The sequence below is a fragment of the Rhizobium sp. BK650 genome (assembly GCF_014195325.1).
Taxonomy (GTDB): Bacteria; Pseudomonadota; Alphaproteobacteria; order Rhizobiales; family Rhizobiaceae; genus Rhizobium.
The window spans coordinates 754,090-775,131 of sequence record NZ_JACIBK010000002.1 but is presented as its reverse complement, the minus strand read 5'-3'; the positions used below and the strand labels follow the sequence as shown (position 1 = coordinate 775,131).

At 60.2% G+C, this 21,042-nt stretch carries 22 protein-coding genes; 7 read left to right on the top strand and 15 right to left on the bottom strand.

From position 1 onward, the window contains the following. From FHX15_RS08110 to FHX15_RS08060, 11 genes are all read right to left on the bottom strand, one after another. The coding region (locus FHX15_RS08110; RefSeq protein WP_184395309.1) for a cache domain-containing protein at positions 1 to 1,151 on the bottom strand (1,151 nt) is incomplete at its 3' end. 364 nt (positions 1,152 to 1,515) lie between these two features. After that, entirely contained in the window at positions 1,516 to 1,968 is a 453-nt protein-coding gene (locus FHX15_RS08105) for a plant virulence effector HPE1-like domain-containing protein (RefSeq protein WP_184395307.1), read from the bottom strand. Between the two features lie 105 nt (positions 1,969 to 2,073). Then, positions 2,074 to 3,345, bottom strand: a complete 1,272-nt coding sequence (gene purD, locus FHX15_RS08100) for a phosphoribosylamine--glycine ligase (RefSeq protein WP_184395305.1) — start codon at positions 3,343 to 3,345, stop codon at positions 2,074 to 2,076. Positions 3,346 to 3,536: 191 nt separating this feature from the next. Then, the gene (locus tag FHX15_RS08095; RefSeq protein ID WP_184395303.1) at positions 3,537 to 5,471 is read right to left on the bottom strand and encodes a DUF2207 domain-containing protein; all 1,935 of its coding nucleotides are present in this window, start codon (positions 5,469 to 5,471) and stop codon (positions 3,537 to 3,539) included. Positions 5,472 to 5,512: 41 nt separating this feature from the next. Next, positions 5,513 to 6,784, bottom strand: a complete 1,272-nt coding sequence (locus FHX15_RS08090) for a 3-phosphoshikimate 1-carboxyvinyltransferase (RefSeq protein WP_184395301.1) — start codon at positions 6,782 to 6,784, stop codon at positions 5,513 to 5,515. Positions 6,785 to 6,867: 83 nt separating this feature from the next. Beyond that, positions 6,868 to 7,419 carry a LemA family protein gene (locus tag FHX15_RS08085; RefSeq protein WP_184395299.1) on the bottom strand — a complete coding sequence of 184 codons (552 nt, stop codon included), beginning with the start codon at positions 7,417 to 7,419 and terminating at the stop codon, positions 6,868 to 6,870. A gap of 100 nt (positions 7,420 to 7,519) precedes the next feature. After that, positions 7,520 to 8,479 (bottom strand): glycine--tRNA ligase subunit alpha, encoded by a 960-nt coding sequence (locus FHX15_RS08080; RefSeq protein ID WP_184395297.1) that lies wholly within the window; start codon positions 8,477 to 8,479, stop codon positions 7,520 to 7,522. Between the two features lie 84 nt (positions 8,480 to 8,563). Further along, positions 8,564 to 8,956, bottom strand: a complete 393-nt coding sequence (locus FHX15_RS08075; protein ID WP_184395295.1) for a PIN domain-containing protein — start codon at positions 8,954 to 8,956, stop codon at positions 8,564 to 8,566. After that, entirely contained in the window at positions 8,956 to 9,186 is a 231-nt protein-coding gene (locus tag FHX15_RS08070) for an AbrB/MazE/SpoVT family DNA-binding domain-containing protein (RefSeq protein WP_184395293.1), read from the bottom strand. Before FHX15_RS08070 ends, FHX15_RS08075 begins: the two co-directional genes overlap by 1 nt. Before the next feature lie 60 nt (positions 9,187 to 9,246). After that, positions 9,247 to 9,438, bottom strand: coding sequence for a hypothetical protein (locus FHX15_RS08065; RefSeq protein WP_184395291.1), 192 nt, complete (start codon positions 9,436 to 9,438; stop codon positions 9,247 to 9,249). Positions 9,439 to 9,456: 18 nt separating this feature from the next. Beyond that, the gene (locus FHX15_RS08060; RefSeq protein ID WP_184395289.1) at positions 9,457 to 10,317 is read right to left on the bottom strand and encodes a S49 family peptidase; all 861 of its coding nucleotides are present in this window, start codon (positions 10,315 to 10,317) and stop codon (positions 9,457 to 9,459) included. A 192-nt stretch (positions 10,318 to 10,509) separates the two neighbouring features. On the opposite strand from FHX15_RS08060, the gene FHX15_RS08055 reads away from it, so the two are divergent. After that, positions 10,510 to 11,853 carry an Nramp family divalent metal transporter gene (locus FHX15_RS08055; protein WP_184395287.1) on the top strand — a complete coding sequence of 448 codons (1,344 nt, stop codon included), beginning with the start codon at positions 10,510 to 10,512 and terminating at the stop codon, positions 11,851 to 11,853. Between the two features lie 14 nt (positions 11,854 to 11,867). Here FHX15_RS08055 and FHX15_RS08050 read toward each other — a convergent pair whose 3' ends face one another. Further along, positions 11,868 to 12,644 carry a tRNA1(Val) (adenine(37)-N6)-methyltransferase gene (locus FHX15_RS08050; protein WP_184395286.1) on the bottom strand — a complete coding sequence of 259 codons (777 nt, stop codon included), beginning with the start codon at positions 12,642 to 12,644 and terminating at the stop codon, positions 11,868 to 11,870. 4 nt (positions 12,645 to 12,648) lie between these two features. Then, positions 12,649 to 12,876, bottom strand: a complete 228-nt coding sequence (locus FHX15_RS08045; protein ID WP_184395284.1) for a DUF2007 domain-containing protein — start codon at positions 12,874 to 12,876, stop codon at positions 12,649 to 12,651. 109 nt (positions 12,877 to 12,985) lie between these two features. On the opposite strand from FHX15_RS08045, the gene FHX15_RS08040 reads away from it, so the two are divergent. The 4 genes from FHX15_RS08040 (at position 12,986) to moaB (ending at position 17,485) form a co-directional block, all read left to right on the top strand. Then, on the top strand, positions 12,986 to 14,002 hold the full coding sequence (locus tag FHX15_RS08040) for a polyprenyl synthetase family protein (protein ID WP_184395282.1): 1,017 nt from the start codon (positions 12,986 to 12,988) through the stop codon (positions 14,000 to 14,002). A 199-nt stretch (positions 14,003 to 14,201) separates the two neighbouring features. Further along, positions 14,202 to 16,034 (top strand): tetratricopeptide repeat protein, encoded by a 1,833-nt coding sequence (locus FHX15_RS08035; RefSeq protein WP_184395280.1) that lies wholly within the window; start codon positions 14,202 to 14,204, stop codon positions 16,032 to 16,034. 6 nt (positions 16,035 to 16,040) lie between these two features. After that, a complete protein-coding gene (locus FHX15_RS08030; RefSeq protein ID WP_184395278.1) occupies positions 16,041 to 16,934 on the top strand; it encodes a 4-(cytidine 5'-diphospho)-2-C-methyl-D-erythritol kinase in 894 nt (297 codons plus the stop codon). Next, entirely contained in the window at positions 16,934 to 17,485 is a 552-nt protein-coding gene (gene moaB / locus FHX15_RS08025; RefSeq protein WP_184395375.1) for a molybdenum cofactor biosynthesis protein B, read from the top strand. Before FHX15_RS08030 ends, moaB begins: the two co-directional genes overlap by 1 nt. A 97-nt stretch (positions 17,486 to 17,582) precedes the next feature. Here moaB and FHX15_RS08020 read toward each other — a convergent pair whose 3' ends face one another. Beyond that, positions 17,583 to 18,101, bottom strand: a complete 519-nt coding sequence (locus FHX15_RS08020) for a glycosyl transferase (protein WP_184395276.1) — start codon at positions 18,099 to 18,101, stop codon at positions 17,583 to 17,585. A gap of 139 nt (positions 18,102 to 18,240) precedes the next feature. Between FHX15_RS08020 and FHX15_RS08015 the strand changes: the two genes are divergently transcribed. Further along, positions 18,241 to 19,398, top strand: coding sequence for a PA0069 family radical SAM protein (locus FHX15_RS08015; protein ID WP_184395274.1), 1,158 nt, complete (start codon positions 18,241 to 18,243; stop codon positions 19,396 to 19,398). 227 nt (positions 19,399 to 19,625) lie between these two features. Then, on the top strand, positions 19,626 to 20,318 hold the full coding sequence (locus FHX15_RS08010) for a ribonuclease HII (RefSeq protein WP_184395272.1): 693 nt from the start codon (positions 19,626 to 19,628) through the stop codon (positions 20,316 to 20,318). Positions 20,319 to 20,549: 231 nt separating this feature from the next. On the opposite strand, the gene FHX15_RS08005 is transcribed toward FHX15_RS08010, so the two are convergent. Then, positions 20,550 to 21,041, bottom strand: coding sequence for a F0F1 ATP synthase subunit B (locus FHX15_RS08005; protein WP_184395271.1), 492 nt, complete (start codon positions 21,039 to 21,041; stop codon positions 20,550 to 20,552). Position 21,042: the final 1 nt, after the last annotated feature.

The window sequence follows — 21,042 nt, the reverse complement described above, 5'->3', positions numbered from 1 at the left end:
TCGAGGGCAGCCGAGGTTTCTTCCAGGCTGGCGGCCTGGCGCTCGGTGCGCTGCGACAGTTCGTTGGAGGCGCGGCGGATCTCTTCCTTGGCGACGCCGATGTCGCCGCCCTTGGCGCTGACCTGGGCCATGGCCGCTTCCAGATGCGAGAGCGCATCGTTGAAGTTGTCGCGCAGAGCCGCGTATTTCTGGCCGATGTCGGCACAGCGCACCGTCAGGTCGCCGCGAGCGATCTGTTCCAGCGCCTGGCCGATGGTGCTGACGACCCGGGCCTGCAGGGAGGCTTCGTCCTGCTGATGGCGCAGGTTGGTCTCACGCTCGCTTTCGAGTGCCAGCTGCTGGGCCGCCTCGCGCTCCGACATCGCATGACGCTCCCGGATCTTTTCCTGCAGCGACTGCGTCGCCTTCGCCATCATGCCGACCTCGTTGTTCATGCCCGTATGCGGGATAACAATCGACACGTCTTCCTCGGCAACAGCCTGCAGGGCGGTGTGAACATCCTTCAACGGATTCGATATGCCGCGGATAAAATAGGCCGCAACGGCCATGCCGCCGACAAAGACGATCAGCGAGGCGGTCAGCGCCTTCCAGATCGTCGCATTGATCTTCTGCTGCAGGTCGTCGAGATAGACCCCGGTACCGACAACGATCTTCCAGGGTTCGAAGGCCTTGGAATAGGCGCCCTTGAGGAACACCTGGTCTTCCGGCTGGCCGGGCTTGCCCCAGTAGTAGAAGGTACGGCCGCCGCCAGCCTTGCCGTTGTCGACGAGAGCCTGACTGAATTTCGCGCCTGTCTTGTCGACCTGACCGCTCATATTCTTGCCGATATTGGTCGGATTTGGATGGAAGACCTGGACGACGTTGTAGTCCATGCCGAAGAGATAGCCCGATGGCTGGAAGGTCACGCGCTTCAGGATGTCGAAAGCTTCGGCCTGGGCAGCCTCATGCGTCATCTGGCCGGCCTTCTCGCGTTCGTAAAAGGTGTTGAGGACGGAGATACCGGATTCGACCTGCGTGCGAAGCATATCGAAGCGCTCGTCATAGATCGCCTGTTCGGATGTACGGATTTCAAAGTAGGTAGCGACTGCAAATGCAGCCATCAAAACACCGACCAGCGCAAAGAGCTGATGCGCAATCTTGAGCTTCTTCATGATTGACCTCACGGAAAAGGTGAAAAGCAATATTCCCGGATCGGTCAACTCCCGACCTGCGCGCCAAATATCGCGCGCTCAGCTAGCGCAATCATGCGTCCTCCGGTTCCCCGTAAGTAAAATTAAAGTGAATGATTAAATTATCTTTTAACGAGAAGGGCAGTTCTACTCGGGAAACCTAGTAGAATTGATCGGTATCTTCTTACAGACTTGTACAGGTTGCAGTTATTTATAACTGCAATTCAATAAATTAGAATTTTCTAACTTATGACGGCTCGCGCACCCCTGCTTTACTCAGAGATGCACCCGGTCCTTTGTACCGGCGCATTTGCAATGCTCGGAAATTCTGCAGCGGGAAACTGGCTCAGAAACGGAGCTGGAAGGTGGAAGCGTCGAAAGGAGTGGCCCCCTCCATGTCAGCCGCTATGGGTTTCTCGTCGCCACCGACCACAGCTGCCGTCGCCGCGTTGTCGATACCTTCGGCGGGCACCGGCGGGGCAAGCGCCAGCATCTGTTCTGGGGTGGCCTTGCTGACGAAGAGAACGGGAGAGCCGCCCATCCAGTTTTCGGTGCGGTAAATCTTCTTCTCGCCGCCGATGTCACGGACTTCGGCCTGCTGGAAAGCACCGGGACGCAGTTCCGGCACCGCGTAATCCTTCTTGGAGGCTTGCGTCTCAGGTGGCGGGCAATGCGCGCAAGTTTCAATGACGATGCTGCCGGCCTCCTTCGGCTTGTTCGGCCCGATCACTTCGATCGAAGAAGCCATGGCGGAACCAGCCGCCAGCAGAAATACTGCACTGAGGAAAATCAGACGCATCACGCCACTCCGTCTCACATCAGGAGCCAGATTAGCGCCGCTTTGTTTCCATCCCGTCAGAAGAAAAGGTAAAAATTTAGCGAAACGAGCCGTTGCGGCCGCTCGCTATGCCTTTTCGCGTTCGACTGCGCGCCAGCCGATGTCGCGGCGGCAGAAGCCGTTTTCCCACTTCACCCCCCTCAGCAGGGCATAGGCGCGGTTCCTCGCCTCGCCGACCGTGCGGCCCGTTGCCGTCACGTTCAGGACGCGACCGCCCGTTGCAACAAGCACGCCATCCTTCAGCGATGTGCCGGCATGGAACACTTTCTCGCCTTCGCCAGCTTCCGGCAAGGCGGCGATGGGGGTGTCCTTCTCATAGGAGCCTGGATAGCCTTTCGAGGCCATGACGACGGTCAGCGCCGGATCATCGGTCCATTCGGCCTTGACGTGATCCAGCGTGCCGTTGGCACAGGCAAGCAGCAAAGGCAGCAGATCGCTCTTCAGCCGCATCATCAGCACCTGGCATTCAGGATCGCCGAAGCGGACATTGTATTCGATGAGTTCCGGTCCCTTGGCGGTGATCATCAGCCCAGCGAAGAAGACACCGCTGAAGGGATGGCCGCTTTCGGCCATGCCGCGAATGGTCGGCTCGATAATTTCCTTCATAGTGCGCTCGGTCATCTCGGCCGTCATGACAGGGGCCGGCGAATAGGCGCCCATGCCGCCAGTGTTGGGGCCGGTATCACCCTCGCCGACGCGCTTGTGATCCTGCGCGGTTGCGAGCGGCAGAGCACTCTTGCCATCGCAAAGACAGAAGAAACTCGCCTCCTCGCCATCGAGATAGGCTTCGACGACAACTTCAGCACCCGCCTCGCCGAACGCTCCCTCGAAACAGTCGTCCACTGCGGCCAGCGCCTCATCCAGCGTCATGGCGACGGTGACGCCCTTGCCGGCGGCAAGACCATCGGCCTTGACGACGATCGGCACGCCCTGCTCGCGGATATAGGCCTTGGCCTTGGGCGCATTGTTGAAGCGTTGATAGGCGCCGGTCGGAATGCCGTAGCGGGCGCAGATATCCTTGGTGAAACCCTTGGACCCCTCGAGCTGGGCCGCCGCTGCAGACGGGCCGAAGACCGCAAAGCCTGCGGCGCGCAGCCGATCGGCAATGCCGGCTACGAGTGGCGCTTCCGGTCCGATGACGACAAAATCGATCGCCTTTTCGCGACAAAAAGCGACGACTGCATCGTGGTCGTCGACATTGATCGCGACCAATGTCGCATGTTCTGCAATGCCCGGATTGCCGGGCGCGGCGTAGAATTCCGTCATCAGCGGGGATTGCGCCAGTTTCCAGGCAAGTGCGTGCTCGCGTCCGCCCGATCCGATCAACAGAACCTTCATGCCTGATCCCTTCTGCTGCTAGAGCGCTTCCGGCTAAAGCGGAATCGGCGGAAGCGCTCTATATTGTTTTTCGCAATTCCGGACGGAAAACCGGTTCCCACTTTTCCTGGAATTGCTCTGGTCTGGCCTATTGGCCGGGCCTGTTGGTCTGGCGGTTAAGCGGGAAGGCCCGAAAGGTCAAGCGGGAAAGCTTACCAGCCCCCGCCTCCGCCACCACCGCCGCCTCCGCCGGACGAGCCCCCGCCGGAAAAGCCCGAGGACGAACTGGAGGGGGGCGGTGATGGGATGGTCGATGCAATTGTGGAGGCCATGGACGACGAGAAGCCGCCAATTCGATCCGAAAAGCTGCCGCTGTTGAAATCGCCGGAATACCAGCCAGGGCTGTACGCCGCGGCAGCGCCTGCGGAAGCCGCCGCCAGCCAGGTTTCGAAAGTGCGCGACCACGGCTTTTCGACGCCGAGGGCCACGGCATAGGGCAACAGGGTTTCGAAATGCTGCGGCGACATTTGCGGCGCGCCTGCCATGTTCATGCGGTCCTTTTCCGCAAGCGTCAAATATTGCCGCAAGCCATCGACGCCTGCCGTCATCTTGGCGCCGAGCGGCGTCGGTGCACCCATGATGAAGAAATAGAGGATATTGAGGAGCACTATGCCGCCGACGGCAAAGAGCATTGGCGTCTCATGGAATTCGATCATCGATGAGGCGAGCACCAGCACAAGACTCGAGAGAATGCTCAATCCCACGAAGGCTGCAACTGCGATGGCAATGACAGCGAAAATCTTGCTCACAAGCGAGCGGCCACGGTGGAGTGTCTTCGCAAAACCTGCCACGAAAACAGACAGGAAGACGGAAATGCTGATCGGGATGATCATCAGCGCAATCGTATCCGGCTCCAGCGAGCCAAAGACGAAGAGTGCCACAAGCGCAACGGCGCTCAAAATCACACCGACGGTGATGTAACCGGCATTGGAGTTGTAATATTTGCCGCGATGCTCCCGCTCGATCGACGAACGGAAGCTCTGGCCGACGGATTTGACCTTTTCTCCATTCGCCTTGTCAATGATCAGCGTGTCCCCGCTGCCGCCAATAGCTTTCAGAAGCTCCGCCTCGCCGGCCTGGAGCTTTTCCTTGCCGAGCGGCTTTTCGGTGCGGCGAATGATGATCGAGTCCTTGAGATCGTCGAGCCTGACATAACCGCGCACGGCAAGATCAAGCGCCGTAGCCGAAAGCGCCGTCCAGCCCTGTCCCGAAAAGCCCCTGTTGTCGATGTAATTGACGAGCGCCGGAGAGATGCCTGAAGGCGGATCCCAGCGCGGAACGACGATTTCGCGGGCCGGATCGCGGCCAACCTTCAGCCAGGACCGTGTGTAGTAGAGGAAGACGAGGATGAGACCGCCGAAACCGATGAAATAATCTCGGTTATCGCTGAACCACCAGCTGCTCTGCTGATCGGCGCTCGGCGGATCGATCGCACCCTTCGGCAGTTTCGCAGCAAATGTCAGTCCTTCCTGCGCGCCGAGGGGCGCGGTGGTCGCGACGATCAGTCGACCATTATCCACGCTCGATCGCGCATTCTTGCCGGTACCACCGACGGGACCCGTGAAGACGACGACATCTTCGGGCACAACGCCCTTCGGAAAAGTGACCGTCGCCACCGCCGAGCGGATCGGAAAAATCCAGCCATTGCCGGTGATGTTCCAGTAGAGCTCGTCATGATCGTCGAAATAACGGATCTGACGGTTCGTTTTATAGGTGAAAACATATTGGTGGCGGCCGGTAGAGACCGTTACGTCGTCGGAGCCGGCATAGATGCGGACGCCGCCGGAGATAGATTCCGTGTGCCAGGGCTCGTCACTGCCGTCACGCTTGACCGAGACGACGCTGAAATCGACGCTGCGGCGCCGGCCGGACACATCGACAAATGTCAGCGGGAAATCGCGGAAGATGCCCCGGCGGATGCGGTCGCCTTCGGCGTTGACGGTGATCGTTTCCGTCACTGTCATCGCCCCGCTCTTTTCCAGCTGGATAGCGGAATCGAAGGAGGCGATGAATTCAGCGCTGATAGCGACCTTTGCCGTCAGCACCATCAGCAGTGCGAAACAAATGCCGAAAAACCGCCGGACCATATTCCCTCCCCGTTGCGGTTCAGCCTATTGCGTGTCGGATCCTAGGCTTCGTCCTTGTAGGCAACCCCGAGCCCTGCAAGCGTGCGCCAGTAGGCCGGGAAGGTCTTGCCGACGCAGTCAGGGTCCAAAATGGTGATCCCCTCGATCTTCAGACCGGCGAGCGCAAAGCTCATGGCGATGCGATGATCGGCAAAGGTGTCTATCTCGGCTGGCAGCGTCTGACGGGCGAGAGAGGGATCGGAATGGACGATCAGATCGTCGCCCTCCTCAACCGCAAGACCTCCGCGGACATTGTTCAGCCCGGTGGACAGGGCGCGGATGCGGTCGCATTCCTTGACGCGCAGGTTGGCGATGCCGACGAAGCGGACCGGTGTCTCGTTGAAGGCGGCAAGAACGGCTATGGTTGGGATGGCATCCTGCATCTGCGAGCCGTCAATTTCGGCCGGCAGATGCGGGAATTTGGCGATCGTCTCATAAGCCTTGGCATCCGGCTGGGTGAAGGCATCGTTCGCCACCCCGAGATCGATCTTGCCGCCACTCAGCACCTCGGCCGCCCAGAGATATGTTGCTGCTGAGGCATCCGGCTCGATGACGAAATCGGTTGCGGTGTAGCCGGTCGGCTCGACGCGCCAGGTCGCGGCATCGAGCTGCTCCACCTTGGCGCCGAAGGCTTCCATGGCGGCAAGTGTCAAATCGACGTAGCCGCGGGCGCCGATATCGGTACCGGCGAGCGCGATGGTGACCGGCGCGTTGGCGCCCGGATTGGCGAGCGGTGCTGCCATCAGAAGGGCCGACACATACTGACTGGAAAGTCCGGCATCAATCTCGACGCGGCCCGATGCAAAATGTCCGTTGCCGCGCACGGTCACCGGCGGGCAGCCGGTCGGCGCCTCGGCGTCCAGTCCCAGCGACTTGAGTGCCGCGACCAGCGGGCCGATCGGGCGCTTGCGCATATGCTCGTCGCCATCGACAACAACAGTTCCTTCGACGGAAGCAACCGCCGCGGTCAGAAAGCGTGTCGCCGTGCCGGCATTGCCGAGGAAGAGCGGCGCTTTCGGCGGCAGGAGCTTGCCGCTGCCCGTCACGACAAAGGTCGTGTCATCGGGTTCATCGATCTGCACATCCATGGCCCTAAGCGCCTCGGCCATATATTTCGTGTCGTCGCTCTTCAGCGCGCCGGTCAGCCGGCTCGTGCCCTTGGCAAGACCTGCCAGTAGCAGGGCGCGGTTGGTGATCGACTTGGAGCCCGGAACCACGGCACGACCGGTGAGCGGTTTGCCCGGCGGGATGATGGTGAGCTTGGCTTTACTCATTGCGCTTGTCTCTTCTGTCCATTGCAGCGGCCGCACACGGCCACGTCGGACTGCTCATAGCAGTTTTTGCGCAAAGACAAAGGTCAGAACTTGACGGATGGTACGGCGCGATCGGCCTCGTTGGTGATTTCGAAATATTCGCGCTTGGCAAAACCGAACTGGCCGGCGACGAGGTTCGAAGGGAAGCTCTCGACCCTGACGTTCAGGTCCCGGGCAGCACCGTTGTAATAACGGCGAGCCATCTGGATTTCGCTTTCCATCGTTTCCAGCGAGGCCTGCAGTTCGGAGAAATTCTGGTTGGCCTTCAGATCGGGATAGGCTTCGGCAAGCGCTATCACGCGGCCGAGCGCCTGACCGAGCAGACCTTCCGCCTGCGCCCTGCCCGCCACATCGCCAGCGGGAACCGCCTGCGCCTTGTTACGGAGTTCGACGACCTCCTCGAGTGTGCTCTTTTCGTGGGCGGCATAACCCTTGACAGTCTCGATGAGGTTCGGGATCAGATCCGCACGGCGCTTCAGCTGCACATCGATACCGGACCAGGCTTCCTCAGCCATCTGCCGGGAACGGACGAGGCCGTTGTATATAAAGATGACGTAGAGTGCGATCAGAACGATGACGCCAAGAGCGATATACATCGCGAATCCCCCGAAAAGCCAATGTGCCGGGAGACTACGCAGGTTTCGCAGATATCGTCAAACAGGAGGTGACGCGATCTTTCATCGCGCCGCAGCAGGATCAGGCGGCGGCGTTTACCAGATCAAAACCACCCGCATCCGTCAGCAGGAATGCTTCGCCGCAGGCCTTGGCAAGCGTGCGCACGCGCAGGATATAGCTCTGGCGCTCGGTGACGGAGATCACGCCGCGGGCGTCGAGCAGATTGAAGACGTGACTGGCCTTGATGCACTGGTCGTAGGCTGGGAAGACGCATTTGTGCAGGCGCTGGTTGGCGTTGTCGCCAGGCGCGCCGGCGGCGAGCAGCGCCTGGCATTCCTTCTCCGCATCGATGAAATGGCGATGCAGCATCTCGGTATTGGCGAATTCGAAATTGTGGCGGGAATATTCCTGCTCGGCCTGCAGGAAGACATCGCCATAGCTGATCTTCTCGTCGCCCTCGCGGCCATTGAAGTTCAGGTCGTAGACATTGTCGACGCCCTGGACATACATGGCGAGGCGCTCCAGACCATAGGTCAGTTCACCGGCAACTGGCGAGCATTCGATGCCGCAGACCTGCTGGAAATAGGTGAACTGCGAGACTTCCATGCCGTCGCACCAGCATTCCCAGCCAAGGCCCCAGGCGCCGAGCGTCGGGCTTTCCCAGTCATCCTCGACGAAGCGAATATCGTGCAGCAGTGGGTCAAGGCCGATGGCTGCGAGCGAGCCGAGATAGAGCTCCTGCAGGTTCGGCGGGTTCGGCTTCAGGATGACCTGGTACTGATAATAATGCTGCAGACGGTTCGGATTTTCGCCGTAACGGCCGTCGGACGGACGACGGGACGGCTGAACATAGGCTGCCTTCCACGGCTTCGGGCCAAGCGCGCGCAGAGTAGTGGCCGGGTGGAAGGTGCCAGCGCCGACTTCCATGTCATAGGGCTGCAGAACCGCGCAACCCTTATCCGCCCAGTAATTATGCAGGGTCAGGATCAGCGCCTGGAAGGAGCGCTTGGGGTTCATGTGATCGGGAATGGCAGCAGACATGGAACGGTACCGGTTGCTTGAAATATGAGCGCGACAGGTGCCACGCAGCGCCGCAGGGGTCAAGGGCCTCGCCGTCCGAGTACGCTACAGAAACGGATTGACGATCGTCAGTTGCTTTTCGACAATCAATCCCGCCTGCATGTCTTCGGAATAGAGTTGGTCGCAACCGGCTCTGAGAGCGGCAGCAACAATCAGGGCGTCATAGAATGAAAAGCGATAACGGTCGGCGAGATCGAGCGCGGCGATCGTGAGATCCTCATCAAGCGCCACAACTGCTGACGCCAATATCAGGATGCTTCCCATTGCCTCCCGAATTTCGGGCCATGACATAGCCAGCTTCTTGCGGCCGATATTGGCAAACTCGTTCAGTACCTGAGCACTGACGACCGGTGAAGCGGCAAGCAATGCTTGCGCCTTATCCGACCGAGCATCATCGCTGAACGCATAGATTACGACGTTTGTGTCTATAAAGGGCATCAGCGAGCGTTTGCTTCGTCGCGATCAAACTTCCAGTCCGACGGCAGCTTGCGCCTAAAGCGTCTAATACTTTCCAGCGCCCTTTCACGGCTATCGTCCCTCTTTATTTCGAAGGCTTTGTCCTCGGTGATCCGTACGACGACATCGTCGCCTTCCTTTAGCCCCAGAGCGTCGACAACTTTTGCAGGGATACGAACCGCCAGGCTATTTCCCCATTTTGCGACTTGCATGGCCACCTCATGATATACGTTTTCTCATGTATATCATCATGCCTTTTTCCAAGGAAGCTTCTATTCGTCTTCCCGCTTGAGACGATATTCCCCGGTTACAGGATCCTTTACCAGCGTGCCGATCGCGCCCGTCTGGCGCTCCTTCTGGGCGCGACGAGAGCGCTCGGCAAGCTTCTGCGCATCGGAGACGAAGCGGCGATAGAGCCACCAGCCCGCGCAGACGATGATCAATAACGTGATAAGCTGTGCCATGCCCCCTCGTCTCTCCCGTCAAAGCCCGTAGCGGCTCCACAATGCTCTTTCCTCCGCCGCTTCGACAAGTCCTGATGCAAGGCCGGATGCCGCACCTTCGAGCGAGACGGGCGAGACACCGGGAATACGGCGGCCAAACAGACCGCGGGCAGCGGTGATGAGCTGCAGCTTCGTCTTCTGACCATAGCGTTTTTTCAGCTCCTGGCGCATGTCGCCGAGCCCATCGACGAGGCCGAGCTCCAGGCCGCGCGTGCCGCTCCAGAAGAGGCCGGAGAAAACTGTTGCATCATCCGTCAGTTTGCCGGCGCGGCGCTCGCGCACCATCGAGATGAAGACCTGGTGGATCTCGAGCTGCAGGCTCTTCAGATATTCGATGTCCTTTTCCTTCTCAGGCTGGAAGGGGTCGAGGATCACCTTGTTTTCGCCAGCCGTATAGACACGACGCTCGACGCCGATCTTCTTCAATAGTTCCGGAAAGCCGAAGCCGCCCGAGACGACACCGATCGAGCCGACGATGGAAGTCGGGTCGGCGATGATCTCATCACCGGCGAGCGCAATCATATAGCCGCCGGAGGCCGCCACATCTTCCACGAAGACCAGCACCTTCTTCTGCTTTTCGCGCGCAAGCTCGCGGATGCGCGTGAAGATGAGACGGGACTGGACGGGCGAGCCGCCCGGCGAATTGATGGAGATCGCAACTGCCGGCGTGTCCTTCACGGCGAACGCCTTCTCCAAAACCGGCGCGACATTGGCGAGATTGAGGGTCGGGCGGAACTGGCCGCCACCACTGATGATTGCGCCCTGCAGCCTGACGACGGGGATGACGATCCCATCGTTACGAAACCGCTTCGGCATCAGCTTTCTCAAAAATCCGGCCATTTCTCTTCCTTTACATGATCGGCGGCGCCAGCATGCATATGCACATTACAAGGGCATTGCATGTATGCGCTGGAACGGCAAACGCAATGGCTGCGTTCCGAAAAGGACAGGCAGCATTTTCTTGTTGCGAATGACTTGCATTATCATTCCAATCAGGCATAGTGCCGGCATGGCTAAGCAGGTAAATATGGCATGGACATCGTAAATCCGAATGCAAAGGGCGGCTGGCGGACCGAACGTGAGGAAGCTTCGCTCTCCGACGTCTACCGTACGGTTGGCACCGGGCGGCACAGTTCCGCGTGGCGCCGTGCGGCAGCCTTCCTCGGCCCCGGCTACATGGTTGCGGTCGGCTACATGGACCCTGGCAACTGGGCGACCTCGCTCGCAGGCGGATCGAAGTTCGGCTATGCCCTGCTGACGGTGGCCCTGCTTTCCAACTTGATGGCAATCGTGCTGCAATCGCTCTGCGCGCGTCTTGCGATCGGTTCCGGCCGTGATCTGGCACAAGCCTGTCGCGATGCCTATCCGGTCTATGTTGCGGTGCCGCTCTGGGCCTTTGCGGAAATTGCCATCATCGCCACCGATATTGCCGAAGTGATCGGCACAGCGATCGGCCTCAACCTGCTCTTTGGTATTCCGCTTGAGCTCGGCGTACTCATCACGGCGCTGGACGTATTCCTCATTCTTCTCCTCCAGAGGCTCGGCTTCCGCTGGATCGAGGCCTTCATCATCACCCTGCTCGGCGTCATCGCGCTCTGCTTTGCGATTCAGATCTTTCTCGCCGATCCGCAATGGGGCGCCGTCATCAGGGGCTTCCTGCCCACGACCGAGGTCGTTACCAATCCGCAAATGCTCTATCTGGCGCTTGGCATCCTGGGCGCTACCGTGATGCCGCACAATCTCTACCTTCATTCCGGCATCGTTCAGACACGCGCCTATGGCCATACCGTGCCGGAGAAGAAGGAAGCGCTGACCTTTGCCACCATCGATTCCACTGTTGCACTTTGTTTCGCGCTGTTGATCAACGCCTCGATCCTGATCCTTGCCGCGGCGGCCTTCAATGCCAACGGCAAGACGGATGTGGTGGAACTTGGGGAAGCGCATTCACTGCTGTCTCCGCTGCTCGGCCTTGCGATTGCGCCGACGCTCTTCGGCATCGCGCTGCTCTGCTGCGGCCTGAATTCGACGGTCACCGCCACGCTTGCCGGGCAGATCGTCATGGAAGGCTTCCTGAAAATCCGCCTGAAACCTTGGGTCCGCCGGATGATCACCCGCGCCATCGCGATCGTTCCCGCGGCTTTCGTGACGATCTGGTACGGCGACCAGGGCACCGCTGAACTGCTGATCCTGACCCAGGTGGTGCTCAGCCTGCAGCTTTCCTTCGCCGTCTTTCCGCTCGTCATGTTCACGGCCAGCAAGGCGAAGATGGGCGAGCTAGTGGCGCCGAAGTGGTTGAGCGCCGTCGCCTACGTGATCGCTGTCGTGATCGCCGGCCTGAACGTCAAGCTGCTCCTGGACTTCGTGACCGGCGGCTAGTTTCCGGCGCTGATTTAAAGCCTGCCATAGGCGGCGCGGCCATTGTTGAAATCATCGACGAGAGGGGAGAACTTGTGGCTCCCCTCTTCGTGCATGATGAGCGGAGCACGCAGCGAAAGCCGTGCCCGTGAACCCTTGATCGCCGTCACCAGGATGCGGACGGCGTTTTCCCCTTTACGCGGATGAATGGCAGTGATCTCTATGCCGCCGAAGCGTTTGCCGCAGGCGTCGATGATCTCGGCGATAGATTGCGGCCTTGCGATCAGCGACAGTTGTCCGCCCGGTATCATGATGGCCCCGGCTGTGCGGACCCAGCTTTCGAACAGGCCGTCCGTCATGGCATGTGCTTCCGCCTTCAGCGCATCCGGCGTCCTGCGGTCGCCGGCATCGTTGAACGGCGGGTTCATAATAACGTGATCGAAGCTTTCGTCGATGAGACCTGCGTCGTTTCGCGCCTTGGCCGTCAGCGTGACATCGGCCTCAACGACCGAGACGCGGCCCGCCATATGGGCGTTGTCAGGCAGTTCGATGCTGCGGCGGGCGTAGTCGGCCATCTCCGCCGATCGCTCGAAAAGCACAACAGAGGCCTTCGCAAGGCGCGAGGCGACGGCAAGGCCGGCTGCACCGGCTCCGGCACCGAGATCGGCCACCTTGATCGGGCGATCATCGGCAACGAGAGCGGCGAGCAGCATGGCGTCCATGCCAGCGCGATGGCCCCTGCCCTTCGGCTGGACGATATGGAAAAGGCCGCGATGAAAGGCGTCTATGGTGTCGGTCACCGCCTGCGTCATCTGTTCACTTCCGCTCGCGCAATTCGCCGCCGAGACCCGCATCGGTCAGGATGCGCCGGGCCTGATCGGCCATCGCCTCGTCAACCAAGAGACGGCGCGGCAGCATGCCGAGCGATCCTTCGACCACGCTCATGCCCTGATCGGCAATGAAGCACGCAATTCCCGCATCCTTCATGAGGCTCTCGGCAAAAGAGAGCAGAACGGGATCGTTTGCGCGGATAAGCTCATGCATTTGCCGTTATTTTCCCTTCCGAATTTGCTGGCAGCGACAATTCACCCCTTGCCGCCTCCATCGCCCCTTTCTATTGTCAAAGGCAACGAATGAACAGGAGTCCGGGTCGTTGGGCGTGGTCATACCGCTTGAAGAAAACAAAAACAAACTGGCTTCCATCAAGCCGCTGGTGGACCTCACCAAGGCTGACATGGAGCGGGTGAACCAGCTCATCCTTTCCAAGGCCGGCTCCGATGTCCAGATGATTCCGGAGGTGGCGAACCATCTCATCTCCTCTGGCGGCAAGCGCCTGCGGCCGATGCTGACGCTCGCTGCAGCCTCGCTTTTCGGCTACAGGGGCGAGAATCACATCAAGCTCGCGACATCAGTCGAGTTCATGCACACCGCGACGCTGCTGCATGACGACGTGGTGGATGAAAGCGACCTGCGCCGTGGTAAATCGACCGCGCGCACGATCTGGGGCAATCAGGCGAGCGTCCTTGTCGGCGACTTCCTGCTCGGCCAGGCCTTCCGCATGATGGTGGAAGTGGGGTCGCTGGAAGCGCTCGATGTGCTTTCCTCTGCCGCCTGCGTGATCGCCGAGGGCGAAGTGCTGCAGCTTTCCGTCGCAAAGAACATGGAAACGACCGAGGATGACTATCTCTCGGTCATCCGCGCCAAGACGGCAGCACTCTTTGCAGCTGCTGCCGAAGTCGGCCCGATCGTAGCCGAGACCAACAAGTCCAACCGCAATGCACTGAAATCCTACGGCATGAATCTCGGCCTCGCGTTCCAGCTGGTAGATGACGCGCTGGATTACGGCGGCAAGGCTGCCGATCTCGGCAAAAATATCGGCGACGATTTCCGCGAAGGCAAGATCACCCTTCCGGTCATCCTCGCATATCGCCGCGGCACGCAGGACGAGCGCGCTTTCTGGCGCGATGCGATCGAAGGTGGCAACAGCAGCGATGCCAATCTGGAAAAGGCGCTCGGCCTGATCACCAAATACGGAACGCTCAACGACACCATCCAGCGGGCCGTGCATTACGGCACGATCGCGCGGGATGCGCTGGCACCCCTGCCGGACAGCCCCTGGAAATCGGCCTTGATAGAAGTCATCGACTTCTGCATCGAGCGCGTGAACTGAAGTGTGCCTCGACGAGAAGCATGACTTTGCCGCAGGGCCGCCGTACGCTTTGGCGCGGCGCTTTCATCAAACGTCCTTGAACGTGGGCTGAATTTCTTGCAGGGCCGCTTCAAAAAAGCCATCCTGTTGTGAATCAGTGTTTGCAACTGATTTTGCGGTCGGCGCGTTGAGTCGGCCGTCCCTGAAGAAAGGTTTTCTAATGCGGCAGAGATTTGTCACCCGTCTCCTTTCGAGCGCAGCCGTCGCGGCAGTGCTTTCGCTCGGCGGGATCGGCGGCGTGAACGCCAAAGACGCGGCCAAGGCGGATGATGCCGGCAAGACCGTGACTTTCGATCCGGACAGCGTTACCACCTTCTCGGGCGCGTTTCTCGCTGCCCGCACGGCCGATGTAGACCACGACTATCCGACCGCGATCGAGCTCTACAAGAAAGCCTTGCAGATCGAGCCGGGCAACCCGGAAATCCGCCAGCGCCTGATGATTTCTCTGCTGCTCAACGGCGACATAAAGGACGGCGTGAAATATGCCAATGACCTGAAGGGTGACCCGACCGTCGAGCGCATCACCACGATCGTGCGCGGCATGGATGCGATGCGCCGCGGCGAATTCAAGACAGCGGAATCGATTCTGAAATATGACGGGCCGAACGATCTCGATCGTATGATGAACGACTTGCTGCTTGCCTGGGCGCGTGTCGGCGCCGGTCGCGGCAAGGAAGGGCTCACCATGGTCGAGAAGATGAAAGGGCCGGATTGGGTTCGCATCTTCCAGAACTATAATGCCGGTGCGATCGCGATCGTCAACGGTGATGTCAAATCGGCCCGCCAGCATCTCAACGATGCCGTGCTGGACAAGGAAGGCGGCGCGACTGCGCCTGATACTTTCGTGCGCGCCATCATGGCGCTCGCCCGCCTGGAAGCCTCGCAGGGCAATAAGCAGAAGGCGCTTGACGCCGTCTCCGTCGGGGACAATCTGCTGCCGAACTACGCACCGCTGAATGCACTGCGCGACAGCATCGAAAAGGGTGAAAAGCAGGAACAGCAGGTCAAGAGCGCCGAAGAGGGTGCGGCCGGTGTACTATTCTCGGTCGGCGGCGCGCTGAACCGCGACGGCGCTGAAGACATCGTCTCGCTCTATCTGCAGACCGCCAACGCGCTCGATCCGAACAGCGCCGATACGCTCGTGCTCCTCGGCGGCATCGCAGAAAAGCAGAACCAGATGGATCGCGCGATCGCGCTTTACCAGAAGGTGCCAGCGAATTCGCCGATGCGCCGCATCTCCGAACTACAGCTCGGGCTGGCGCTCGCGCAGGGCGGCAAGGTGGATGAGGCGCGCAAGCATCTGCAGGCGCTGATCGCTTCCGATCCGAAAGATATTAGAAGCTACCTCGCCTATGGCAGCGTGCTTTCCGACGCCAAGGATTACCAGGCGATGGCTGACAACTACGACAAGGCTGTCGAGATAATCGGGCCTCTGCCGGGCCGCGCGGACTGGAGCGTTTTCTTTCAGCGCGGCATCGCCTACGAGAGGCTGAAAAAATGGGATCAGGCAGAGCCGAACTTCCGCAAGGCGCTCGACCTTAATCCCGACCAGCCGCAGGTTCTGAACTATCTCGGTTATTCCTGGATCGACATGAACCGAAACCTAGACGAGGGCCTTGAGATGATCAAGAAGGCCGTCGAATTGCGCCCCGATGACGGCTACATCATCGATTCGCTCGGCTGGGCCTATTTCCGCCTCAACCGCTACAGCGATGCTGTCGATGAATTGGAACGTGCGGCGCAGATCAAGGCCGGCGATGCGACAATCAACGACCATCTGGGCGATGCCTACTGGCGCGTCGGCCGCAAGCTGGAAGCCGTTTATCAGTGGAACCGGGCGCTGGCCTCCGAACCCGAGGAAGCCCAGATCCCGAAAATCAAGGAAAAGGTCGCCAACGGCCTACCTGCGCAGGACGACGACTCCAAGACCGTCGACAAGAAGCAGCCGGACCCGCAGCCGGTGACGCCGCCGCCGGTCGACAAGAAGTCCTGAGGCCGCATGCCTGAAACGGGCATGCTTATTTCCGTAATAGGCGATTTCGCCGTTACCGAAGACGCCTGCGCAAAAATCAATCTGGCCCTGCATGTGACGGGCCAGAGGCCTGACGGCTATCATCTGCTCGAAATGCTGGTGACATTTGCACGCCATGGCGACCGGCTGGGTTTTGCGCCTGCCGATGCCGACGATTTTACACTTTCAGGCCAGTTCGCCGATGTGCTGGCCGACGAGCCCGGCACCAATCTGGTTCTGAAGGCGCGCGACCTGCTGCGCGAGGCGGCGGGCGGGGCTCCGCCCGTGCACATCCATCTGGAAAAGAACCTGCCGGTTTCCTCGGGCATCGGCGGAGGCTCCGCCGATGCGGCTGCGACGTTGCGCGGGTTGGTGCGTCTGTGGAACCTGACTCTTCCGGCTGAAACCATCGCCACTCTGGCGCTGAAACTCGGGGCCGATGTACCGATGTGCCTCAGGAGCGTACCGCTAATCGCGCGTGGCATTGGCGAGGAGATCGAGACGGCCGATACGCTGCCCTCCTTCGCCATGGTCCTCGCCAACCCTCTGAAAGGCGTTTCCACGCCCGAAGTGTTCCGACGGCTTGTCACAAAAAACAATCCCCCATTAGCGCTGCCCAGGACACTGCACTGGATGGAGGCCATCCGAGCGACACGCAACGATCTTGAGCCGCCCGCGCGGGACTTGGTACCAGAAATCGCCGAGATTTCCGCCATGCTGGCTTCGGAGGGCGCGCTCCTCACCCGTATGTCGGGTTCGGGCGCGACCTGTTTTGGCATCTTCGAGACGCCTATTGCAGCACTGCGTGCAGCCGAGCGTCTTCACGCGGCCCATCCGGACTGGTATTTCCAGGCGACGGAGACTTTCGCAGGAGGCGCATGATGGCAGGCCCGGACGAAACACGAGCTTTTATTCCGCTCGGCATCGCGGTGCTGACCGTTTCGGATACGCGTACGCTGGCCGATGACAAATCCGGCGATACGCTGGCGGCGCGGATTGCCGAAGCCGGACACCGGCTGATCGATCGCGACATCGTGCCTGACGACCGCGAGAGGATTGCCGCGCGCGTGCGCGCCTGGACGGAAGCTAAGGAAATCGACGTCGTCATTACCACAGGCGGGACCGGCTTTACAGGCCGAGACGTGACCCCCGACGCTTTGGAGCCGCTCTTCGAAAAACGGATGGACGGCTTTTCGGCCGTGTTCCATCGCATTTCCTATGACAAAATCGGCACCTCGACGATCCAGTCGCGCGCCACGGCGGGCGTTGCCAACGCCACATTCATCTTCGTGCTGCCGGGCTCTCCCGGCGCCTGCAAGGATGCCTGGGACGGCATCCTGAAGACGCAACTCGACTATCGTCACATGCCTTGCAATTTCGTAGAGATCATGCCGCGGCTCGACGAGCATCTCAAGCGCGGCGCTGCAAAATAGGCTGGCGGCGACAGCGCATTTCCTACGTCGCACCGATTCGGAATCGATTTTCGGAAAGCCTGATGCGTAGCTTCAGCGATTACGAGCGGCGGCGCCGCTACCGCGCAGCGCGGGCAACCCAGGAAGGAATCAATTCACTGGAAAGCTGACGCAGCTTCTGCCCCTCCGCAAATTCGGCAAGCCCCATCCCGCTCCTTGCAGTAGCGACAGCGAGCTTCTTCGGCATCAGCAGACCGAGTTCTAGCGGTGGTCTTGCCCGACGGACGCGCTGGAAGAAGGGGCGTCGATAGCCGCGTGAAGCGGTGAAACGCGCCGACACCTTGTTCAGTGCAACATATTCCAGGATCTCATCGATCCATCCCGCCTGCGGCCTCGCACCCGGCTCGACGAAGAGCAACCATTCGCCGCGAGCGGAGCGGATGATGTCCTTGATATCCCATTGTGAATGAAAACGGCAGCCGGCGGCATCCGCCACCCGCGAGGTGCCGTCGCGAGAGCCGTGATCGAGCACGACCACATCGCTGACCAGGCCCTCAACAGCGCCTGCCACCAAAACGGATAGGGTCTGGGCCAGCTCGGGTTCCTGATCCTGGCATTCGAGAACAACAGTCAACATTGCCTTTTTATAGAGCGACGCACAAAAAATTGCCAGCGGCACTTTCCTCATTTTGTTCTTGCATTGTTCTCCTTTTGCGGATAGGAATTTAATCATCAAAACGAGCGGGATCGAGCGTTTTCCGCCTCTGGAGAATCCAATGAGACCACAGTCCCTTGCAGGGGAGGCCGCATTTGCGCCTGCCAATAAGGCAGATATTGCCGACGCGATGATCGCGGCCTCGGGGCTGCGCATCGAGGCGGACCGGCGGCGCGGCCGCGGCGCGGGGCTGAACCCCAGCGGCCGCTTCGAGCCCACACAGCGCGAGACCTTCGACGATGGCTGGCAGACACTTGAGGAACTGCCGCCATTCAAAATGGATGTGCAGATCGAGAAGCCGCGTACGGCAATCACCCGCAACGAGTCTCCCGATCTTTCCTTCGACCGATCGATCAATCCCTACCGGGGCTGCGAGCATGGCTGCATCTACTGCTTCGCCCGGCCGACACATGCCTATATGGGGCTTTCGGCCGGGCTGGATTTCGAGAGCAAGCTCTTTGCCAAGCCCGACGCGCCCAAGCTTTTGGAGCGGGAGCTTGCCAAGCCCGGCTATAAGGTGCGCGTCATTGCGATCGGCACCAACACCGATCCTTACCAACCGATCGAAAAGGAATGGCGCATCATGCGGCAGATCCTCGAAGTGTTGAATAAGGCGAACCACCCTGTTGCGATCGTCACCAAATCGGCGATGATCCTGCGCGATCTCGATATTCTTGCAGAAATGGCGGCGAAGAACATCGTGCGTGTTGGCATTTCGGTGACCACGCTCGACCGCAAGCTTGCGCGCGTGATGGAACCGCGTGCTTCGACGCCGACGCGCAGGCTGGAGGCGATCCGCGGGCTCTCGGGGGCCGGTGTGCGTACCTCGGTGATGGCGGCGCCGATTATCCCGGCACTTAACGATCACGAACTGGAACGTATTCTCGATGCCGCCAAGGCGGCAGGAGCGGAAGAGGCAAGCTATGTGTTGTTGCGGCTGCCGCTGGAGGTGAGCCCGCTGTTTCGCGACTGGCTGCTGCAGAATTATCCTGATCGCTACCGTCACGTCATGTCGCTGGTGCGCTCGATGCGTGGCGGCAAGGACTACGACGCCGAGTTTGGCAAGCGCATGAAAGGTGCCGGCCCCTATGCCTGGCAGATCGCCCGACGCTTCGAGATGGCGGCAAAGCGGCTGCAGCTTACTCGTCGAAGCCTTGCCCTGCGCGACGACCTCTTTGTACCGCCGAATGGTAGTGGCGTGCAACTTTCGCTGCTCTGACTGATTGTCTTTACGCAATTCTGGACACGGAACCGCTGCACAGATTTCGGTCCGATGCTTTGATAACGAGTTTGCGTAAGGCGTGAAGAAGACCTGCCCTGCGTCTTCTGCCTTGCGCATTTCCCGCGGATGGCCCTGACCGCACCATCCGCCGGACCGCCCCCGGCCGTCGCCGCCCTGATCCGGGGGCTTGCAGGAAATCGGGTTGGCGTGCGAGGTTCAACCGCATGAAACGTCGCACGTCACCCGATTCTCCTCTGCTCTTTGAAGAGGCTCCCCTCGTGCCGGATTTCCGGCTGGAGCTGAAAGCCCGCAAGGCTGGCCACTGGCCTGTCGCGGGCGCCGATGAGGCTGGTCGCGGGCCGCTTGCCGGACCTGTCGTTGCTGCCGCGGTGATCCTCGATCCCAAGCGCATTCCCGAAGGTCTCAACGATTCCAAGCAGCTTTCGGCGGAGAAGCGCGAGGAGCTGTTTGTCCAGATCCTTGCGACCGCGACAGTCTCCATCGCCTCGTCCAGTTCCACACGCATCGACGAAACCGATATCCGCAAGGCAAGCCTCGACGCAATGCGCCGCGCAATCTGCGGCCTTTCGATACCGGCAAGTTATGTGCTGACGGATGGGCTGGACGTGCCTATGGGGCTCGACTGCCCAGGTCGGGCCGTTGTGAAGGGTGACGCGCGCTCCGTTTCCATCGCGGCCGCCTCCATCGTTGCGAAGGTGACGCGCGACCGAATGATGGCGCGCGCGCATCTGGTGTTTCCCGAGTACGGTTTTGCCGCTCATGTCGGATATGGCACGGCCCAGCATCGCTCCGGCATCGAGAAACATGGGCCGTGCTCGCTGCACCGAATGAGCTTCCGGCCACTGCGCAAGGACGGCGTGGTGGAAGAGATGAACGGAGAGATGCTGGAGGAATAGGCTCCAGTGCGAAATCCGCCGCGGTTTCCCCTCAGGACGGAGGAATAGGAAGGTGACAGGGACATTTCCGTTGCCGGCACCAAAAGGTCTCAGCGGGAATCTTCCGGAAAGAGCTATCCGTTATTTTTCAGCTCTGCGCATCAGAGCTCACGCCTGGCACAGCAAGCATCTGCCACAAGACAGAAAAAGCCCCACCGAGGCGAGGCTTTTCTAATCTGCAAGGGCTGAAGTTCAGTTCAGGCGAGTCTTCACTTCGCCGACGGCCTGACCGAAGAGCTCGGACTGGACCTTGCCATCGGCCTGCTTGCCAATGACCGATTCAGCGGCTGCAATGGCGAGATCGACTGCAGCAGAGCGAACAGCCTTCATTGCATCGGCTTCAGCCTGCTTGATCTTCTGTTCGGAAAGAGCCGTACGGTTGGCGACGAATTCTTCCGTCTTCTTCTTCGCTTCGGCAGTCAGCATTTCGGCTTCGCGTTCAGCAGCAGCAACGATGTGAGCGGCCTCGGCTTCTGCTTCCTTGCGCTTGCGCTGGTATTCGGCGAGCAGATGCTGGGCTTCTTCGCGCAGACGCTTGGCTTCCGCCAGCTCGTTGCGGATCTGATCGGCGCGGTCGTCAAGCGACTTCGCCATCATGCCCGGGACCTTCAGGTAGACGACGAGGGCCAAGAACAGGACGAGGCCGACAAAGGCGAAGAAAGTTGCATCAAAAGCAAATTCCATC